The 1,591-nt window shown below is 58.7% G+C and carries 2 protein-coding genes; one reads left to right on the top strand and one right to left on the bottom strand.

Features of this window, described 5'->3' with window-relative positions:
* A partial coding sequence (galE, locus tag WBM93_RS05870; protein WP_424429449.1) for a UDP-glucose 4-epimerase GalE occupies positions 1-785 on the bottom strand: 785 nt, incomplete at its 3' end.
* A gap of 151 nt (positions 786-936) precedes the next feature.
* On the opposite strand from galE, the gene WBM93_RS05865 reads away from it, so the two are divergent.
* Entirely contained in the window at positions 937-1,545 is a 609-nt protein-coding gene (locus WBM93_RS05865) for a DUF4136 domain-containing protein (RefSeq protein ID WP_424429446.1), read from the top strand.
* Positions 1,546-1,591: the final 46 nt, after the last annotated feature.

The following is a 1,591-nucleotide window of genomic DNA, read 5'->3' as shown; positions in this document are numbered from 1 at the left end:
CCGCGCCCATAGCCGCAATTGAGCAGATGATTCCGATTCGGGTCTGCGATCAGCGCCTCCAGCGCAAGCACATGGGCAGTGGCAAGATCCGAAACATGGATATAGTCACGCACGCCGGTACCGTCGGGCGTATCATAGTCGGACCCAAAGACAGCGACGCTGTCGCGCTTGCCGAGCGCTGCCTCGACCGCGACCTTGATCAGATGGGTGGCGCCGGCGGTCGACTGCCCCGTCCGCGCCTGCGGATCGGCGCCAGCCACATTGAAATAGCGCAGCGCACAGAAATTCAGGTCATGCGCCGCCGAGACATCGCGAAGCATATGCTCGGTCATCAGCTTGGACATGCCATAAGGATTGATCGGCAGCTGCGGCGTCGTTTCGCTGACCGGGCTTTCCTCGGGGATGCCGTAGGTTGCCGCGGTTGATGAAAAGATGAAATGGCGGACGCCACCGGTCACAGCCGATTCGATCAGGCTGCGGCTCTTGGCGCTGTTGTTGTGATAATATTTTAGCGGATCTTCGACCGACTCCGGCACGATGATCGAGCCGGCAAAATGCATGATCGCGCCGATATTTTCATCCTTGATGATCCGGGCGACCAAGGCATTATCCTCGATATCACCTTCATGAAAGGCCACGCCTTCTGGCACTGCCCAGCGGAACCCGGTGGTCAGATTGTCAATCACCGCCACCGGCCAGCCGGCATCCCGCAGCGCCAGCACCGCATGACTGCCGATATAACCGGCCCCGCCGGTGACCAATATCGTGAACGGTTTTGTCATCATTCCTGAACCCCTATAAATACCCGATATCGGCTGTCTAGCGCGCTGATCGCTTCATTCGGTTAAACGCCGTGGCCAGGAGACGCAAATTTTTTGCCACAGTCGCGCAGATTATGCGCTAATATGCCGTCGGACATGTTGAGGAGTGAGTATAATGACCGGGTTCCAATCATTTGCGCCTACCGCATTGGCGGCACTATTATTATCGGGGTGCATGGCGATGACACCACCGGTTGATGTCACTCGGTTTCACAACGCCCAGGCTGCTCCGATCGTACCGGCTAGCGTCGTCATCGAAGCGAATGTCACGGACGAAGGGCATAGTCGCAGTATAGAATATGCGACCTATAGCGCGGCATTGCTCCGCGAATTGCAGCGAGTCGGTTTTTCGGGGGCGCGAGACGGTGCCGGAAACAGCGAATTTGTAGCGCGCTACACCCTTGAAAGAGCACGGATAGATGCTGGCGGATCGCGATCGCCCGTTTCAGTCGGGGTTGGCGGCAGCACCGGCAGCTACGGTTCCGGCGTTGGTCTAGGCATCGGCATCAATCTTGGCGGGCGGCCGAAGGACAAGATCATCACCGAGCTTTCGGTGCGCATAACCGAGCGGGACAGCAGCGCGGTCGTCTGGGAAGGACGCGCTTCGGTTGAGGCCAAGGAGGGGTCACCGGCATCCCAGCCGGGCCTGGCAGCAGCGAAACTGGCCGAAGCCCTATTCAGGGACTTCCCCGGAGAGTCCGGAGCCACTATCAGGGTGCCATGACCATAAAAATCACCAGCGCGTTCGATAGCGGCAATATCGAAGTCCA

The sequence above is a fragment of the Parasphingorhabdus sp. genome (assembly GCF_049667325.1).
In the GTDB taxonomy this organism is placed as follows: Bacteria; Pseudomonadota; Alphaproteobacteria; order Sphingomonadales; family Sphingomonadaceae; genus Parasphingorhabdus.
Note: the sequence above shows the minus strand (reverse complement) of the source record. Positions and strands in the feature narration are given on the sequence as shown.